This window comes from Streptomyces sp. NBC_01591, assembly GCF_035918155.1.
Taxonomy (GTDB): Bacteria; Actinomycetota; Actinomycetes; order Streptomycetales; family Streptomycetaceae; genus Streptomyces.
Genome location: NZ_CP109327.1, coordinates 8771535 through 8783883, shown reverse-complemented (window position 1 = coordinate 8783883; position 12349 = coordinate 8771535). Strand labels below are relative to the sequence as shown.

At 65.7% G+C, this 12349-nt stretch carries 12 protein-coding genes and 3 pseudogenes; 2 read left to right on the top strand and 13 right to left on the bottom strand.

The annotated features are described in order from the left end of the window. The first annotated feature begins 2 nt into the window (after window positions 1–2). Window positions 3–3026 (top strand): NACHT domain-containing protein, encoded by a 3024-nt coding sequence (locus OG978_RS40700; protein ID WP_326763247.1) that lies wholly within the window; start codon window positions 3–5, stop codon window positions 3024–3026. A gap of 345 nt (window positions 3027–3371) precedes the next feature. Here the strand turns inward: OG978_RS40700 and OG978_RS40695 are convergent, their stop codons facing one another. The 9 genes and pseudogenes from OG978_RS40695 to OG978_RS40655 all read right to left on the bottom strand — a co-directional run bounded on the left by OG978_RS40695 (window position 3372) and on the right by OG978_RS40655 (window position 8937). Further along, entirely contained in the window at window positions 3372–4091 is a 720-nt protein-coding gene (locus OG978_RS40695; RefSeq protein ID WP_326763248.1) for an IS6 family transposase, read from the bottom strand. A gap of 47 nt (window positions 4092–4138) precedes the next feature. After that, window positions 4139–4336, bottom strand: a complete 198-nt coding sequence (locus tag OG978_RS40690) for a hypothetical protein (RefSeq protein ID WP_326763249.1) — start codon at window positions 4334–4336, stop codon at window positions 4139–4141. 182 nt (window positions 4337–4518) lie between these two features. Next, a complete protein-coding gene (locus tag OG978_RS40685) occupies window positions 4519–4689 on the bottom strand; it encodes a hypothetical protein (RefSeq protein WP_326763250.1) in 171 nt (56 codons plus the stop codon). A gap of 503 nt (window positions 4690–5192) precedes the next feature. Then, on the bottom strand, window positions 5193–6443 hold the full coding sequence (locus OG978_RS40680) for an MFS transporter (protein WP_326763251.1): 1251 nt from the start codon (window positions 6441–6443) through the stop codon (window positions 5193–5195). Then, window positions 6440–7078, bottom strand: a complete 639-nt coding sequence (locus OG978_RS40675) for a GrpB family protein (protein ID WP_326763252.1) — start codon at window positions 7076–7078, stop codon at window positions 6440–6442. Before OG978_RS40675 ends, OG978_RS40680 begins: the two co-directional genes overlap by 4 nt. A gap of 94 nt (window positions 7079–7172) precedes the next feature. Then, on the bottom strand, window positions 7173–7718 hold the full coding sequence (locus tag OG978_RS40670) for an ISAs1 family transposase (RefSeq protein WP_326763253.1): 546 nt from the start codon (window positions 7716–7718) through the stop codon (window positions 7173–7175). Window positions 7719–7761: 43 nt separating this feature from the next. Beyond that, window positions 7762–8148: pseudogene (locus tag OG978_RS40665) on the bottom strand (hypothetical protein); the annotation flags it as partial. Then, window positions 8118–8345: pseudogene (locus tag OG978_RS40660) on the bottom strand (transposase family protein); the annotation flags it as partial. The pseudogenes OG978_RS40660 and OG978_RS40665, both read right to left, overlap by 31 nt. 403 nt (window positions 8346–8748) lie before the next feature. Further along, entirely contained in the window at window positions 8749–8937 is a 189-nt protein-coding gene (locus tag OG978_RS40655; RefSeq protein ID WP_326763254.1) for a hypothetical protein, read from the bottom strand. 117 nt (window positions 8938–9054) lie between these two features. Here OG978_RS40655 and OG978_RS40650 point away from each other — a divergent pair, with 117 nt between their 5' ends. Beyond that, window positions 9055–10185 carry an alpha/beta hydrolase family protein gene (locus OG978_RS40650; protein ID WP_326763255.1) on the top strand — a complete coding sequence of 377 codons (1131 nt, stop codon included), beginning with the start codon at window positions 9055–9057 and terminating at the stop codon, window positions 10183–10185. A 221-nt stretch (window positions 10186–10406) separates the two neighbouring features. On the opposite strand, the gene OG978_RS40645 is transcribed toward OG978_RS40650, so the two are convergent. The 4 genes and pseudogenes from OG978_RS40645 to OG978_RS40630 form a co-directional block, all read right to left on the bottom strand. Beyond that, window positions 10407–10829, bottom strand: coding sequence for an RICIN domain-containing protein (locus OG978_RS40645; RefSeq protein ID WP_266767452.1), 423 nt, complete (start codon window positions 10827–10829; stop codon window positions 10407–10409). Window positions 10830–10873: 44 nt separating this feature from the next. Continuing rightward, the gene (locus OG978_RS48560; protein WP_442817628.1) at window positions 10874–11155 is read right to left on the bottom strand and encodes a hypothetical protein; all 282 of its coding nucleotides are present in this window, start codon (window positions 11153–11155) and stop codon (window positions 10874–10876) included. 190 nt (window positions 11156–11345) lie between these two features. After that, window positions 11346–11693 (bottom strand): annotated as a pseudogene (locus OG978_RS40635) (Tn3 family transposase); the annotation flags it as partial. Window positions 11694–12075: 382 nt separating this feature from the next. Continuing rightward, window positions 12076–12330, bottom strand: coding sequence for a DUF6332 family protein (locus OG978_RS40630; protein ID WP_326763256.1), 255 nt, complete (start codon window positions 12328–12330; stop codon window positions 12076–12078). Between the last annotated feature and the right edge of the window lie 19 nt (window positions 12331–12349).

Below are 12349 nucleotides of genomic sequence, written 5' to 3'. Positions count from 1 at the left end.
AGGTGGTTGACGACGGCGACTTCGATGAACTTCGCGGTTTTGGTGTTCACAGGGGTTCAGGCCGAACAAAGATGAATGAAGACGGTCGCCCAAGAGAGGAGAAGCAGGACATGGAGGAGGTGCACGAGGATCCGTTGGCGGAGCTCGCGCTGCGGCTGCGCACCCTTAAGACACAGCGAGGCCTGCAGATGGCTGGGCTGCAGCAGCGGACAGGGCTAGGGCGAACAACGGTCAGCCAAGCGCTGAGCGGTCATAAGGTGCCATCCGAGGCCACGCTGGTGATCTTGGCTAAGGCGCTGGGTACGGAGGTAGTCCCGTTGCTGGCCTTACGCCGCGCCGCCGCGTGCATGCCGCAGGTGGGGGAGGGCTCTCCGAGAAGAGTGCTTCGTAGGTCGGTGCGGCCGACGGTGCAGCCTTCGTTCGAGGAGCGGTACCTCAGCTACGTCGCGGAGCGGCATTCCCGGCTGACTGTCGTAGGGCTGGACCTGAGCCGGCCAGAACGTGCACACTGGCCGCTGGACGCGGCGTACTTGAGCTTGGAACTGGCGGAGCAGCCAGAGAGTTGGCCTTCGAGTAGCGAGGAGGCGGACCGGCCATCCGTTGTGGTGAAGCGTGCAGAGAACGCGTTGGCCAGCTGTCGACGGGTACTTCTGCGAGGGCTCGCCGGCAGCGGAAAGACAACGCTGCTGCAGTGGTTGGCTGTCGCCACAGCGCGCGATGAGCTGCCGGATGAACTGGCGGACTGGCGGGGGAAGATTCCGTTCGTCCTGCCGCTGCGCACACTGGTGCGGCGTGGGCCCCTTCCGGAGCCACATGAGTTCCTCTCTGCGGTCGGAACACCTCTGGCCAGCTCCCAGCCTGAGGGATGGGCCGATGGCGTGCTCGCCAGAGGTGAGGCCCTGGTCCTGGTCGACGGCATCGACGAAGTCCCCCAGGAGGATCGGGCTGCCACACGGGACTGGCTTGAACAGCTCTTGGCGGCCTACAAGGACGCATACTTTGTGGTCACCACCCGGCCGTCAGCGGTTCCCGAAGGTTGGCTGGCTTCGTCGCGCTTCACCGAATTGTCCGTACGGCCCATGAGTGCCGCTGACACGGGCATGTTCGTCGGTCGGTGGCATACCGCTGCCCGGCACAGTGCGGCGACCGACACCGAACGCTCGCAGCTGCGTGATCTCGAAGCAGTGCTCCTGGTGACGGTACGTGCTCAGCGTGACCTGGCACAGTTGTCCAGCACTCCCCTGATGTGTGCGCTTATCTGTGCGCTGCACCGGGACCGCCGCGGTCATCTGCCTCATAGTCGTATGGAGCTCTACGAGGCAGCACTGTCGATGCTCCTCGTGCGCCGTGACCTTGAGCGCAGCATCGACGTCCCAGAGGGCATTCAGCTCACCGAGCACCAGAACGTCCAGCTTCTTCAGCGTCTGGCCTACTGGCTCATCCGCAACCGCCAGACAGAGATGGGCCGGGCAACCGCGCTGGCCCTAGTCAGTGACGCGCTGCCGGCCATGCAGGCCGTGGCCGAGCAAGGCACTGCCGACCAGGTTCTGACTCACCTGGTTGGACGCAGCGGGCTCCTGCGCCAGCCCACCATGGACACCATCGACTTCGTGCACCGCACTTTCCAGGACTACCTCGGGGCCAAGGCCGCCATCGAAGCCCACGACTTCCCACTCCTGGTCAACAACGCCCACGATGACCAGTGGGAGGACGTCGTACGCATGGCTGCCACCCACGCCAGGCCAGTCGAAAGCGCCGATCTGCTACGGCGCCTCGTCGAACGCGGTGATGCTGAGAACCAGCACCGTCCCAGGCTCCACCTCCTGGCGGCAGCCAGCCTGTACTACGCGACCGAAATCGAGCCCGACACTCGCAGACTGGTCGAACAGCGTGCGCGTGTCCTGATGCCTCCCCGCTCCGCGGAGGAGGCGGAGGCGCTTGCCGCGCTGGGGCCGGGCGTCTTGGAGCTGCTGCCGGGGCCCCAAGGCCTGGAAGACGATGAAGTGGGTCCCGTCATCGAAACTGCAGCCGCCATCGGCGGCGACCAGGCCTACGCCTTCCTCTACCGCTTCGTACAGTCCATGCCTTCTGACGCAACGCCCTCCGCGCTATTCCGGCGCTGGGAGCACTTCGAGGCTGATCAATACGCCCGCGACTTACTGCTCCCCCTTCCGGATCAGGAACGTCTGTTTCTGGAAGTACACACCGCTGATCAGCTGAACGCGCTGCGACTCCTGAAACCCATCACCAACGTCGCCTTCCGAGGGAAGTTCACCGCAGGCGAGATCGTCGAACACCTCTCACCTGAACACACCGAAACTCTGCGGATCTACTCCGGCCAATTACTCCAAGACTTAAATTTCGCTCGCGGATTGCCAGCCCTAAAGGAACTAACCATCTCCGAATGCACCCAAATCACAGAGATAGAAGAACTTGCAGGACTTCCGTTGCTCAATTTGAGCCTCCTTCACTTACCGGACGAATTCTCCTTTGACGCATTGGATTCCCTGCCCAAAATAACCAATCTTACCCTCTACACGCGTCTGCCCTGGGAAACCCTGGCGGAACTGCCAGCACCCAAAGGTCTGACGCGGCTAGAGCTTGGCGGCTGGGTCGGCACACGCTTGGCCGGCATCTCCAGGTGGCAGCAACTGCAGGAGTTAGTAATTAACGCCGCACCCAGCAGCGGAGAGTGGCAAGAACTTTCCACGCTCCCCCGCCTGACTGAGCTGTGCATTTCAGAATACGACCTCAACCACGCCGCCCCAATGCCCAGCATCACCTATCTCCGCCTTCTCCCAAATTCAGAAATACAGCTGGATCTAGTCCCGGACCTCTTCCCAAATCTCGAAAGCTTCTTCATTAACTGTCGCTCGGCACGAACTTCCATGATTGACATCACTCCACTGAGCCATATCGAGGGAATCCAGATCTCCATCAGCTACGCAAGCAATGTCGTCGGTCTCGGAAAATTCGCCCCAGACGCAGTCAGGCTGTACCCGCGACCGCGGACAGCAAGCAGTTGAGGTGTTCGCACAGCCTCGTCCAGGACCACGCCGATGTCGTGCAGATAGAGGCTGAGCAGATAGTCGGCCAGCGGTGACGAGCCTGCCCTGGCCTCGTGAGAGGGCGCGCGAGTTTCGTGCTTGGTAGGGGTCTGTCAAACGAGCGGCTCTGTTCGTCGGTGGTGACGGTGCGTTCTCCTTATTGCAGGAGGATGCGGTGACGGAGGAGGTCGAATCCTGCTCGGCCGCGCATCTGCCGCATGATCTTCTTGGTTCGGGTATTGACGCCGGCGTTGTCACGTTGGTGCGGTGTTGATCGATTGAGGGCGTGTCAGGGTGTGTAGGGGTCGGGTGGGGGGGCTTGGCTTACGCTGCGATGGGCTGGTCGGTGGCGCCGGTGATCTCGTCCCAGATGGCGAAGCGGGTGGTCGTCTCGGTGTGGTATTCGGTGGCGGTCATCAGGTGGCGGCGTGGTCGGAAGTGCGGTGAGATGCCGCTGAACGCGGACAGGAACCGCTGGGCCCCGCCGGTACTGCGGAAGCCCTTCATCGCGCGTTCGCGCTGCCTCGTCGGCTGATGACTGTTCTCGGCCCGGTTGTTCAGACCCTTGTGGGAGCGATGCTCGACGGAGGGCATGACCTCGCGGTGGGCCGCGCCGTAGGAGCGCAGCTTGTCGGTGACAACCACCCTCGGCACCGAGCAGGTCTTCTTGAGCAGTTTGCGGAAGAACCGCCTGGCCGCAGCGGTGTCCCGCCGGTTCTGGACCAAAATGTCGAGCACGTTGCCATCGGCGTCGACGGCCCGCCACAGGTACTTCAGCTCACCGTTGATCCTGAGGAAGACCTCGTCCAGGTGCCACTTGTCGCCCGGCTGCACACGCCGGCGGCCCAGGCCGTTGGCGTAGGCCTGCCCGAACTTCGTACACCAGCGGCGGACCGTCTCGTGGGAGACGATCACGCCGCGCTCGAGCATCAGCTCCTCGACCTCGCGGAACGACAGCAGGAAACGGAAGCACAGCCACACGCAGTGCGCAATGATCTCCACCGGGTACCGGTGCCCCCTGTACGACGGCGGCGCGCTGTCCACGGACGCCCCCTCCCAGCACGACCAACCAGAAGATCATCCCAGGCCGGTCAGTCAACGTGACAGTGCCGCTCCACGCCTTGCGCGCGATCGAACAGTTCTACAACTCCCATCGGCCGCATCAGGGCATCGCGAATGCCCGCCCGCTGTATCCATTGCCCACGCCGATCACTGTTCCGGACGAGATCGCCCGCCTCGACATACGCCGCCGCGATCGCCTCGGCGGCATTCTCCACGAGTACCGACATGCCGCATGACCTCAATGGATGACGTTTTCGGCAAGGGCAACGTCAGTCGCATGGGAACCACGCTACTCGCCCGGCGCACAGGGCTCAGGCCCCGGCGGATTCGCGCGGGGGCCTGAACGGTTTTGACCGGTTGATAGTCAGCGGGGGTTGTCGTTGACCATCGTGCGGGAGATTCCTTTCTGCTACTCCGGCGGCGAATCGACGATGGCGTCCCAGTAGCCCGCTACATCGGACGCGTCGATCCGCAGGTAGGCAGGGCCGTTGGAGCCGTCGTCAGCGTGCGCGGGTGCGGTGGCGGCCAGTGCGCCGAGGGACAGGGCCACGGCCCCGATGATGCGGTGTGTGGTGTTCATAGCGGATGTAACTACGAGGCTGGCAGACGGTTACGGGGCCGCAGTCCGTCAGTTGGGCTCACCCCCATGTCCTTCGAGTTAGCCGGGGAGGACACCTAACTTGCCTTACTTGCCTGACAAGCAAGCAACGACCTGACTTCTAGGGATAGTTGACAGACCTAGATAACGATCGTCGGCGCCGGGGTCCTCGGGCGGGTGCTCGGCGTCTCGGTAGCGGGGCAGGCGGTAGACGGCCTCGGCGTACGGCGCAGGGGCATTGCATAGTCGCGATCGGTCCGGTTCGTCTGCCTCATGCGTGACGTGGCGTCATGTCCCGGCCTGGTCTGAGATGCCCCCGGGAAGCAGAGCAGGCACGGTGCCGGTGATCATGTGGTTGTCGGCGATCAGGCAACGACCTGGGCCCTGGCCGACCACAGCTAACCTCGCCGTTTCGGGTGGGCTGAAGCGGCGTCGCTGATGACCAGCTGTGGGGTGGTCAAGGCATATTGATCCTCTGCGAGCTCTTATTCGGGTACATGCTCCGGGACAGTGCAACGAGCCGGGAGGTTGCGGACGGCCGAGAGGAGGAGAGGGATGGTGCTGGCCAGGAGGACGAGTACACCGCTGAGCAGGAGTGTTTCGGCTATGCCGATGTGAGCAGCCACCGGGCCTGCCACGGCGAGGCCCAGGGGCGTGCAGATAAAGGAGACCAGCGAGTCATATGAGCTGATCCGGGACATGGACTGCTCGGGAACATGAGTGTGGACCGTGGTTCTCCACAGGACCTCGAACACATCAATGCAGATGCCAGCCACCAGCATGCTGGTGGCGATCAGCCAGGTTGGGGAGCCCCCGGCGAGGAACAGGTAGGCCGGGAAGAAGCCGAAGGTGACGAAAACGCCCGTACGCAGGGGGTAACGGGGACGGATGCGGATCGCGATCAGGCTGCCGAGGACGAAACCGGCCGAGTGGGCGCCGAGAACGACCGACCAGGCGACCGCCCCGCCCAGCTCCTGCTTGGCCACCGCCGGGCCCAACACCATGATGGCTCCTCCGAAGGAGGCGTTGACGATGGCGAACTGGCCTACGACCGGCCACATCCAGCGCAGGGAGGAGAACTCTGTCCAGCCGCTGCGCAGTTCGCTGAGGAGACTGGTCGGCGCCTCTGTCGCGGTGAGTGCCCGCGATGCCGTACGAGGGCGGCTGAACATCAGCAGCACGGCGGACAGGAAGTAGGTGGCGGCGTCGGCCGCCAAGGCCCAGCCAGGCGCGACGGCCGCGACGAGTACTCCGCCGGCGAACACGCCTCCGATACGCGAGAGGTTGGCCGCTAGGCGCAGCAACGCATTCGCAGGCTGAATGCGTTCGGCGTCGACGAGCTGGGGTACGAGCGCGGTGGCGGCTGGTTGGCTGACAGCGGAGGACGCGCCGTTGACGGCGGCGAGGACGATCAGAAGGTTCATCGGCACGCTGCCGTGCAGAAACAGGGCGGCGGTGAGCGCTTGGGAGCATCCGGCGGCGGTCTCCCCCACGATGATCAGACGCTGGCGGGGGAACCGGTCCGCGAGGACTCCGCCCAGCAGAATCAGACCGAGCTGAGCGACTGTGCGGGTCCCCAGCAGTAGTCCGAGTTGGGACGGGGAGCCGTCAGGCAAGGCCAGCACGGCGAAGGCGAGGCCCAGCGGTGCGATGACGTTGCCCGTCAGGGACGATGTGCGGGCGAGGAAGAACAGGAGGAAATTCCGCTCCCGCAGCAGGCTGAGATCACCTTTCATGAGCTGCCATGGGCGCTGGGAGGTTCAGCTCTCATGGCACGTTCGAGGATGTCCGCGATGACTTCGCTCTTCGCGTCGGCGTAGTGCTGCATGTACGTCCATGTCCGCTGTGCGAGGTCCCTTTTGGTTCGGGCGTAGAGGTCGCGATCGTTCGTGTGGGCGCGCAGCCAGTCGCGGAAAAGGATCATGCGCTGAATCTCGGGGCAGCCGGTGGAGAGCACGTGCAGATTGGCTGATTCGGCACTGGGCGCGAGGTCGGGCTTGCGCAGGACGCGGTGCTCATACCAATCGGGCTCCCGGACCGCGAGCGCGTAACCGAGGGGAGCCAGGCTGGGCACGTAGGCGGATTCGTCGGCGGAGTCGGGAACGATCAGCAGGATGTCGATGACCGGTTTGGCGGGCAACCCGGGTACCGAGGTGGACCCTGTGTGTTCGATCCGGTGTGGCAGCGCGCCCAGCTCGTCGCTCATCCGGCGGGCCTCCTCCGCGAACGCGGCGGCCCATTCCGGCGTGTACTCCATCAGCTTGATGTTGCTGTTGAGTAGGGGGGGCGTCTTCAGGTTCGCCGCTTCGATCTCCTCGTCAGTCATCGAGACGCGGGGGATCTCCTGCTCTTGACGTTCCTGTGGCATCATGACATTTCGTCCTTGTTCGGTTCGCTTGTCAACTCCAATAGGCTAGAGGGTAGTTAGCCAGGGCCGTTGCCTGATCGCGATCTGTCCGGGTTGATCACGTGAGGCCGAGGGTCGACAGCGGCCGGTGGTAGTCGCGGCTGGTGCGGCGGAGGGCGGCGGCGATGTTGGTCTCGCCGTTCTGGCGGAAGACGCTGATGGCGAGGTTGCGCAGGCCGGCCATGGTGCGGGGCAGGTGGCCGGTGCGGACCTTGGAGTCGTCCTCGCAAAAGGTGCGGTCGCGGACGTGGTGCAGGCGGTTCTCGATGCCCCAGTGGCCTCTGATCCAGGTGGCGAGTTGGGCCGGTGTCGCGTCGAAGACGTCGAGGCTGGTGATCACGTAGACGCGCTCGGTGGTCAGTTTCCCGGTGCTCAGCTCGCGCCGCCACCGGACGATCTGGATGGCCTGGCGGGCGCCGGGATAGCCGAGGTGGTGGAAGGCGACGACCTTGATCCGACGGATCTCGTCGCGGTGGTGGGCCCGGTCCCGGGTGCGGTGGTCCAGCGGGATCTCGGCCCAGGGCAGCTTGGTGACCTGCGCATACAGTCCGGGGTGGTTCTTCTTCACGATGGCCAGGTAGTCGTCGGCGGAGGTACGCACCATGGCTGTGTTGGGTGTGCAGGGCGTCGCCGGTCAGCACGGTGTTCTCCACGTTGATGGTGTCCAAAAGTGGCTGGAAAGATGGAATCTCGTTGCTCTTGGAGGCGACCTGACGCTGGGCCAGGACCACGCCGTGGTGGTCCATCGCGGCCAGCAGCTGGACCGCAGTGGTCGTGGCGGTGCGGGAGCCGCGGACTGTCTTGCCGTCGACCGCGATCGCCCGCAGAGCCGGCTTCGGCGGCGGCTCGGACTCTTCCGGCCGTGGCGTTCTGGCCTGGAGGTAAGCACCGATGGCCGCATCCAGCGCGTCGCCGTCGACGCGTTGGAGCAGGCGACGGACGGTGGCGGCGTGCGGCGCCGGCCGGATGCCGGTGAACGGTCGGCCGGGAAGCCGAGCACACCCAGGACGGGCTGCGGGGCATCGCCGATCCATTCACCGATCGCGATGAGAGACCGGGCACCGGTCAGGACGGCTGCCGCGGCCGCGCACAACAGGGGGAGCAGCGGATACCGTCGTCCTCGCAGGCCACGCGGATCGGGCACCCAGACTAGGAAGCGTCGCAGGTCAGCGGCGTCCTGCGTAGTGGCGCAGAGGTTCGGGAGGGCCAGATTCCCCAGCCCGGCGGGCATGGGCGATGATGTCCGGGCAGGCACGGTCTCGCTCGGTTCTCATGGGTCTTCGACAACCACATGATCACCGGCACCGTGCCTGCTCTGCTTCCCGGGGGCATCTCAGACCAGGCCGGGACATGACGCCACGTCACGCATGAGGCAGACGAACCGGACCGATCGCGACTATGCAATGCCCCTGGCGTACGGCGTGAGGTCGGCGGGGTGGAGGTCCAGGCGCCGGGCGAGTTCGAGGACGACGTGCAGCGGCTGGTTAGGCAGGGCGTCCATGGTGACGTCGTGCTCGTGGACGCCGAGGAGGTCGGCGAGTTCCCATACGGAGAGGCCCGCGTTGTGCAGGCGGCGGCGCAGTTCATCGCCCCAGCCCCGGGGCTGGTAGCGCGGGGCCAGTGGAAGCGGTCGGTCACCAGTCGGGGCCGTCCTCGGAGAGGATCACCACGTCCATGCGGCGTGCGGCCATCCAGTCGGTCAGGAGCGCCGGGCCGCCGCCGATCCCCGCGACTTCGCAGAAGCCGCGGTGGGGAGCGCTTGCCCATTGGTCCTGGGTGGGGGCGCGCGGTGGACGTGGGTGCGCTGTCGTGTCCCCCTGCACGCCCTGGTCAGGCTCTTGCAGAGCGAGAAATGATCTGGAAGACGTCGGGCTGTCCGGCGGAAAGCCCCGTCGGCCTGCTCAGTGCATCCGGTCGACGGAATCGAGAGGGCATGTTCCATGAGCGTTGAACAGGACGAGGCGACCACCACGGTCACCGCGGCAGACGTGGCCCGGATCGCGAAGCAGGGTGTCTTCGCGACACCGACTTCGCTCGACCCGAAAGCCGTCAATGTGGGCCATGCGCTGATCGCCACGCTGCAAGGCGCGGCGGAAAAGCCGCTGCTGACCGATGACCTCCAGCGGCTCACGGAGCAGGTGCGGCAGAAGGCCACCATCGGCTTCCCCCGCATCACCTCCGCCGACGGGATCCGGTTGTCGGCACACACCATCAAGCTCAATGCCCCAGAGCCCCGGCCGGTGGTGATCGTGCCGTCCGACTGGACGCCTGCCGGCTGGCCCCTGTTCGAGCACACGTATCTCAAGCTGGCGCTGCGCGGCTACCACGTGCTGGCCTACACCCCCCGCGGGCTCGGGCTTACGGCAGACGTGCACGGCGGCGGGTACATGGACGGCCCGTGCACCTCCGGAGGGACGATCGACGTGGCCGGCCCCCTGGACTGGGCCGACGGCTCGACCGTGATCGACTACGCTCAACAGCACTTCAACCCGAGCCGTATCGCCTTCTTCGGCAGGGCCTACGGCGGGCTCATCAGCCAGCTCGTCGCGGCGCACGATCCTGGCGCCCGTGTGGACGCCGTCGTCGCGCTGAGCACGTGGGAGGACCTGGTCGCCGGCCACCAGAACGACCGCGGACACCTCGCCGCGGTCGCCGACCTGACCAACTTCACCGGCGGACCGGTGAAGCACAAGTTCGATGAGGACACGCAGCAGATCCTCGCGGACCTCCAGGCCGGAGAAAACCCCGACGATGTCGCCTCGTGGGCGATGCAGCGGGCTGCGTTCTCCTACGTCGGGCAAACCAATGCCCGTGGCACCGCGACGTTCATCTCCCACGCCGGGAGCGATGCGCTGTTCCCGCTCAGGCAGATCACCAAGCACTTCGAGCAGCTCACCGTGCCCAAGCGACTGAGCCTGCAGAACGGCAGCCGGCCCGCACCTGAACACGCCGGGCTGACCGTCCCGCTCAGCGACACCGCCCCGACACTCGACGAAGCCTTCGCCTGGCTCGACCACCATCTCCTCGGGGCCGCCAACAACGTACCCACCTGGTCACCGGTCAGCAGCTAGTGACCCGAGACGGGATTGGGTGGCCCGCATCGCTCCTGTCGAGCCCGTTTTCACGAATGCCAGGTTCACCTGAAAGCGCTGGCCGCAGCCGGTGGGCGTGACGCGGTGGCTTCGTTCACTCCCGCCCCACTCGTAGTCGCGGCGACCACTCCGTCCAAGAGCCCATTTCGCAGCGGGGCCCCCGCCGGGGTGCTTTCCGGCAGGGGCTCCGAAGGCGTGGCTCAGCCGAGGCGGAAATGCTGGTTGGGCTTGTTCTTGTCGGTCCACTGGACGAGCTTGGCACCGTCCGCGGTGTCCTCGCCGACGACGGACAGGAGCTTGCCGCTGTGGCGTGCCTCCAGGGAGAAGTACCCGTCGTCCTTCTGGACGAGCTTCCACTCCTGGTTGGGCTTGCCCTTGTTGGTCCACTGGACGACGGTCCCGCCGTCCTCGGTGTCCGAGGCGGTGACCGACAGGGCCTTTCCGCTGTGCACGGCAATCACGTTGTAGTAGCCACCCGTCGTCGCCACCAGGTTCCAGTGCTGGTTGGGCTTGTTCTTGTCGGTCCACTGGACGACCTCGGCGCCGTCCTCGGTCCCCGAGGCGGTGACGGACACGAGCTTGTCGCTGTGACGGGCCACCAGAGCGGCAGTGAAAACGGCCATGAGTTCTCCTCGTTCAGTGATCAATTCGACCACCGGCATAACGATCACTGCCCCGCCTCCGTCGTGATCAACAAGCTGTATGACCAGAAAGCGCCCTGTGAGGGCTCGGGATAATCGGCCGGCTCGAACAGCCGTCGGTTCCCGACAGCCGGACTCCAGCAGTCGATCGGGCAAGGCGGCGCGAAACGCCCGGCTCCGGGCGTGGTTACCAGCCCGATGGCCTGGGCGGCCAGTTCGGTGCCCTGCAGACGGTCCTCGATCTTGGCGAACGCCGTCTCCCATGAGGTGGAGGTGTCGTCCGCGAAGGGAAGCGAAGCCCGGGTCACAGCAGGTGCCCAGTGGGAGCTCTCACTCCCCTGACCAGGTAATCCTCACCCAGTGACCAGCTAATCCTCACGACTTGTCCAACATCATCGCCCGGTCATCAGCGCTCAACACCCCAATGAAACAAACCGAATCAGCCCGGCCCACAGCACCCAAGACCGGACACCGAACCGAGAACCACCCCAGACAAAGAAGCGAAGACTCCCAGGCCATGTCCTCGTCCTTGATGTCGTGGCCCTCCGCGCGGAGCTGGGCGACGGCGGCGTCCAGGTAGCGGGTGTTCCACAGCACGACGGCGTTGAGGACGAGTCCGAGGGCGAGCTGGTCCTCCTGGCCGTCCCGGTACGCCTGGCGGATCTGCCCGCGGCCACCGTGGCAGATCGCGCGGGCCAGGCGGTGGCGTGACTCCTGGACGGTGAGCTGCCGGTTCATCAGGCGCCGGTAGGTGTCGTCCACCGGGTCGACCAGGGCGAGCAGGTGCATGGTCTTGTCGATGCGCCCGTACTCGGCGAACGCCGCCCCCAGCGGTGTGGGGTGCCCCTCGCGGCCGAACAGACTGGCCGGCCGCCGATCCCCGAGGCGCTCCCGCCCGCCCCACCCCCACCCCTTTCTCTTTCGGCAGTTCGGGCAGCAGGGGGTGCGCAGAGGGGATGCCAGCACCCCGACCACGCCCCTACAGGCATGGTGACCTGCACAAACACCCGACGCCTTGGTGAGAGGGCGCAACAGATACCGCAGGAGAACCCGCGGGGCATGACGCAACAGGTGCCGCAGGAGATTCCGGCTCCGGGACATCGGCGGGCCCAGGGCACGGTCGCCATGCCGACGCCGACCGCCACCCTGAGGCCGCGGGGGGTGCCTCCGGCACCACATGCTGGAACAACCGCCGGTGGGCTACCGACCTCAAGGAGGAGGCCTGCGGTCAGTGACCTTTACGGCGCTGTGCGTCGAACCGGCGCAGCACCCGGACCAGACGCCACACTCCGGCCGCCGCTCCGAGCAGCGCACCCCCCACCAACGCGCCCTTCCCCGCTGGACCAGAGACGCCAAAAGCCAGTGCGAGAGCCAGAGCGACGGCAAAGACCGCCGCAGCCAGCACGACGGCAGTCACCAGAGCAAAAACGATCTCCACCGTCATTGCGTCCTTTTCCCACCGCGACTCACGCCCCATATCCATGCTGCAAGTCTCACATCAC

Coding starts and splice junctions, on each gene's coding strand:
- OG978_RS40650 (WP_326763255.1), top strand. CDS start 9,055: ATGAGCGTTGAACAGGACGAGGCGACCACCACGGTCACCGCGGCAGAC.
- OG978_RS40670 (WP_326763253.1), bottom strand. CDS start 7,718: ATGGTGCGTACCTCCGCCGACGACTACCTGGCCATCGTGAAGAAGAAC.
- OG978_RS40680 (WP_326763251.1), bottom strand. CDS start 6,443: ATGAAAGGTGATCTCAGCCTGCTGCGGGAGCGGAATTTCCTCCTGTTC.
- OG978_RS40685 (WP_326763250.1), bottom strand. CDS start 4,689: ATGAACACCACACACCGCATCATCGGGGCCGTGGCCCTGTCCCTCGGC.
- OG978_RS40675 (WP_326763252.1), bottom strand. CDS start 7,078: ATGATGCCACAGGAACGTCAAGAGCAGGAGATCCCCCGCGTCTCGATG.
- OG978_RS40630 (WP_326763256.1), bottom strand. CDS start 12,330: ATGGATATGGGGCGTGAGTCGCGGTGGGAAAAGGACGCAATGACGGTG.
- OG978_RS40690 (WP_326763249.1), bottom strand. CDS start 4,336: ATGTCGGTACTCGTGGAGAATGCCGCCGAGGCGATCGCGGCGGCGTAT.
- OG978_RS40645 (WP_266767452.1), bottom strand. CDS start 10,829: ATGGCCGTTTTCACTGCCGCTCTGGTGGCCCGTCACAGCGACAAGCTC.